Source organism: Pseudomonas sp. N040 (genome assembly GCF_015637705.1).
GTDB lineage: Bacteria > Pseudomonadota > Gammaproteobacteria > Pseudomonadales > Pseudomonadaceae > Aquipseudomonas.
In genome coordinates, this window is sequence record NZ_JADOBE010000031.1 from 1 (window position 1) to 225 (window position 225).

Here is a 225-nt window from a genome sequence, read left to right on the forward strand (position 1 = left end):
GGAGCCCAGCAGCAGGGTGCCGGCACTGACCGTGGTGCCGCCGCTGTAAGTGTTGTTGCCGGTCAGGGTAGCCGTGCCGGCGCCCAGCTTGGTCAGCGCGCCGGTGCCGGAAATGGCGTTGGCGACGGTTACGGCGTTGCTGCGATTGATCTGCAGGGTGCTGTTGTTGACCACGGCGCCGCTGCCCAGGCTGCCGGTGGTGCCGCCCGCGCCGATGCTGAGGGT

Annotated in this window: 1 protein-coding gene; it reads right to left on the minus strand. The window is 69.8% G+C overall.

What is annotated here, in order from left to right; all coding sequences use genetic code 11:
• The coding region (locus tag ISX93_RS17375) for an autotransporter-associated beta strand repeat-containing protein (RefSeq protein ID WP_195779951.1) at positions 1-225 on the minus strand (225 nt) is incomplete at both ends.